The following is a 3,151-nucleotide window of genomic DNA, read 5'->3' as shown; positions in this document are numbered from 1 at the left end:
CCACCTGATCCCATCCCGAACTCAGCAGTGAAACGATGCATCGCCGATGGTAGTGTGGGGTTTCCCCATGTGAGAGTAGGTCATCGTCAAGATTAAATTCCGAAACCCCAATTGCGAAAGCAGTTGGGGTTTTGTTTTGCCCGCAGGAAATGTGTCTGCTTGTTTTCTATGCAACGGCCCGGCGCATGGCTATTATTCGGGCCTCACTGTGAGGCGAGACCTACATGCTGACGTTGTTGAATCTTCTGAAGGATGGGCGATTCCATTCTGGTCAGGACCTAGGCGCCGCCTTGGGAGTTAGTCGAAGTGCGGTATGGAAGCAGCTTCAGCACTTGGAGGCTGAGCTTGGGCTGTCCATTCACAAGGTTCGGGGGCGGGGCTATCAGTTGGCTGCGCCGCTTGTGTTGATCGATCCTCTTAAAGTAGCGGGGATGAAAGAGAGTTGGCCAATCGCGGTTTTTGATTCTATCGATTCGACTAATGCTGAGGCTTTGCGCGCCATTGGCCGGGGCCAGGCAGCGCCATTTTTAGTGCTTGCCGAGCGACAGATTTCTGGACGTGGGCGTAGAGGGCGTAAGTGGGTTAGCCCGTTTGCCGAAAACCTTTATTACAGTCTCGTTCTGCGAATTGACGGTGGGATGCGCCAGCTTGAGGGCTTGAGTCTTGTTGTTGGGTTGGCAGTCATGCGAACACTGCAAAAGTTGGGAGTCACTGGCGCGGGTTTGAAGTGGCCTAACGATGTTCTCGTCGGCAATAAGAAAATTGCCGGTATTTTGCTGGAGTTGGTTGGGGATCCGGCTGATGTGTGTCACGTGGTGCTAGGTATAGGTATTAACGTAAATATGCAGGTTGCAGAGGAGGTTGATCAGCAATGGACTTCCATGCGGCTTGAGTCCGGCAAAGCTTGCGATCGTAATGTTCTGGTTTTCGAGTTAAGCGAGCAGTTGCGCTCATACATACAGCGTCAGCAAGTCGGAGGTTTTTCAGTTCTCCAGGCGGAATGGGAGGAAAACCATTTATGGCAGGAGCGATCAGTGTCGTTGATTGCTGGTGTCAACCGAATAGATGGTGTTGTGCTGGGGATCGATAGCCAAGGTGCGCTGCGTTTACAGGTGAGTGGCGTGGAAAAGGTCTTTAGCGGTGGCGAGCTCAGCCTGAGGTTGCGTGATGATTCTTGAGCTTGATTGTGGCAACAGCTTCATAAAGTGGCGCGTGCTGAGTGCCGAGGCTGCAGTTTTGATCGCTGAGGGTGTGGTTGACTCTGATCAGGCCCTGCGTGATGGTCTATTTGCTCTAGCTGGATTGTCGTTAAGCAAATGCCGTCTTGTTAGTGTTCGTACTCTCGAGGAGACGGAAGCGTTAATCGAAATGCTTCGGCGAGATTTCGATCTGACAGTTATATGTGCAAAGCCCGCTCGTGAAATGTCTGGTGTTAGAAACGGTTATGAGGATTACGAGCGTTTAGGGCTTGATCGTTGGTTGGCGATGCTCGGCGGATTCCATTTGGCTGAAGGTGCATGTCTGGTGCTGGATTTTGGCACTGCGGTAACGGCGGACTTCATCGCGGAAGATGGGGAACATCTCGGGGGCTTTATTTGTCCTGGCATGCCGTTGATGCGTAACCAGTTGCGAACCCATACGCGAAAGATTCGATACGGTGATCTCGCGGCTGAGCGCGCATTGACAAGCCAAGCTCCCGGTCGGAGTACTGTTGAGGCGGTGGAGCGTGGTTGCTCTTTGATGCTAAAAGGGTTCGTGCTCACTCAGATGGAAATGGCGCGAGCCTATTGGGGGGAGAGCTTCACTGTATTTCTTACAGGGGGGGATGCCGTATTAGTAGCAGATGTTGCGCCAGAGGCCAGGGTTGTTCCCGACCTGGTGTTCGTAGGCTTGGCTATGGCGTGTCCTTTATCCTGAGGTCTGTATGCGTTGGTTGTTCCTGCTGTTCCTTGTTCTCAATGCTTTCTATTACGTCTGGCATCAGCAGGAAGCACCTTTGCGTGCAAAAGATGTCACCCCGCTGAGTTTGTATAAAGGATCCCAGCATGACATTCGTTTGCTCAGCGAGAGTCTGTACGCTCCTCGGGAGAATGCCGGTCAGCGCTCTGAGGGGCGCTGTCTTTATTTGGGGGGATTTGCTCGTCAGGATTTGGTTGAAGCGTTGGGGCGTCGATTGGCAGAGATGAATATCAAGGCTTCGCCATTGTCTGATGAGCGTCCGGCAACAGGATACTGGCTGCGTATCGCACCTGAAGGCCCGCGATTGTTGGGTAATGATCAGTTGCGAAACCTTTCCAAGGAATTCAATGAGTTAAAACATAAAATAATGCTGTGCGAAGGGGTTGCACCTGCCGAATAGTTTGCATAGAATGGCGCCCGCTCCACAGTGAAGACCTGAAGAGGTGGTCATGAAAGAGTGATGTCAATGCAGCTAACCTCAGGTTTTTAAATGAGAAAATGCTTGACAGTGGCCTGGCATAGTATAAAATGCCGGCCTGATTAGGAGGGGTTCCCGAGCGGCCAAAGGGATCAGACTGTAAATCTGACGTCTACGACTTCGAAGGTTCGAATCCTTCTCCCTCCACCAGATTTAAGCGTGAGCTGCAGGCTCTGCGGGTATAGTTTAGTGGTAGAACCTCAGCCTTCCAAGCTGATGATGCGGGTTCGATTCCCGCTACCCGCTCCAAGCTTGCAGGTTGTGCGAATTGTTTTGCTCTTGTAGCTCAGTTGGTAGAGCACACCCTTGGTAAGGGTGAGGTCAGCGGTTCAAATCCGCTCAAGAGCTCCATATAACAAGGCAGATATGAAAATATCTGCCTTTGTTTTAATGGTTGATATTGTTTGTCTAATTCTTCTGTTTGAGGGTGATATCGATGGCTAAGGAAAAATTTGATCGTTCCCTACCCCATGTTAACGTAGGGACCATCGGTCACGTTGACCACGGTAAAACCACTCTGACTGCTGCTCTGACTCGCGTTTGCTCCGAGGTTTTCGGTTCGGCAATCGTCGACTTCGACAAGATCGACAGTGCGCCGGAAGAAAAAGCTCGTGGTATCACCATCAACACCGCGCACGTTGAATACAACTCGCTGATCCGTCACTACGCTCACGTTGACTGCCCAGGTCACGCTGACTATGTGAAGAACATGAT

Annotated in this window: 4 protein-coding genes, 3 tRNA genes and 1 rRNA gene; all 8 read left to right on the top strand. The window is 51.5% G+C overall.

What is annotated here, in order from left to right:
• Positions 1-92, top strand: a 5S ribosomal RNA gene (gene rrf / locus K5E40_RS34145); the annotation flags it as partial.
• Between the two features lie 132 nt (positions 93-224).
• Entirely contained in the window at positions 225-1,178 is a 954-nt protein-coding gene (gene birA, locus K5E40_RS34140) for a bifunctional biotin--[acetyl-CoA-carboxylase] ligase/biotin operon repressor BirA (RefSeq protein WP_221734412.1), read from the top strand.
• Positions 1,168-1,917, top strand: coding sequence for a pantothenate kinase (locus tag K5E40_RS34135; RefSeq protein WP_221734411.1), 750 nt, complete (start codon positions 1,168-1,170; stop codon positions 1,915-1,917). Before birA ends, K5E40_RS34135 begins: the two co-directional genes overlap by 11 nt.
• A gap of 7 nt (positions 1,918-1,924) precedes the next feature.
• Positions 1,925-2,359, top strand: coding sequence for a hypothetical protein (locus K5E40_RS34130; RefSeq protein WP_221734410.1), 435 nt, complete (start codon positions 1,925-1,927; stop codon positions 2,357-2,359).
• A gap of 143 nt (positions 2,360-2,502) precedes the next feature.
• Positions 2,503-2,587, top strand: a tRNA-Tyr gene (locus K5E40_RS34125).
• 25 nt (positions 2,588-2,612) lie between these two features.
• Positions 2,613-2,686: transfer RNA gene (locus K5E40_RS34120), tRNA-Gly, on the top strand.
• A 26-nt stretch (positions 2,687-2,712) separates the two neighbouring features.
• Positions 2,713-2,788 (top strand) — tRNA-Thr (locus K5E40_RS34115).
• A gap of 85 nt (positions 2,789-2,873) precedes the next feature.
• Positions 2,874-3,151: GTP-binding protein (locus K5E40_RS34110; RefSeq protein WP_260456250.1), on the top strand; the 278-nt coding region annotated here is incomplete at its 3' end.

The organism is Pseudomonas baetica (genome assembly GCF_019733355.1).
Taxonomy (GTDB): Bacteria; Pseudomonadota; Gammaproteobacteria; order Pseudomonadales; family Pseudomonadaceae; genus Aquipseudomonas; species Aquipseudomonas baetica_A.
This window is presented reverse-complemented; position numbering and strand designations above follow the sequence as displayed.

Bases quoted from the DNA above. Each gene is read 5' to 3' on its own strand.
- birA (WP_221734412.1), top strand. From the start codon at position 225: ATGCTGACGTTGTTGAATCTTCTGAAGGATGGGCGATTCCATTCTGGT.
- K5E40_RS34130 (WP_221734410.1), top strand. From the start codon at position 1,925: ATGCGTTGGTTGTTCCTGCTGTTCCTTGTTCTCAATGCTTTCTATTAC.
- K5E40_RS34135 (WP_221734411.1), top strand. From the start codon at position 1,168: ATGATTCTTGAGCTTGATTGTGGCAACAGCTTCATAAAGTGGCGCGTG.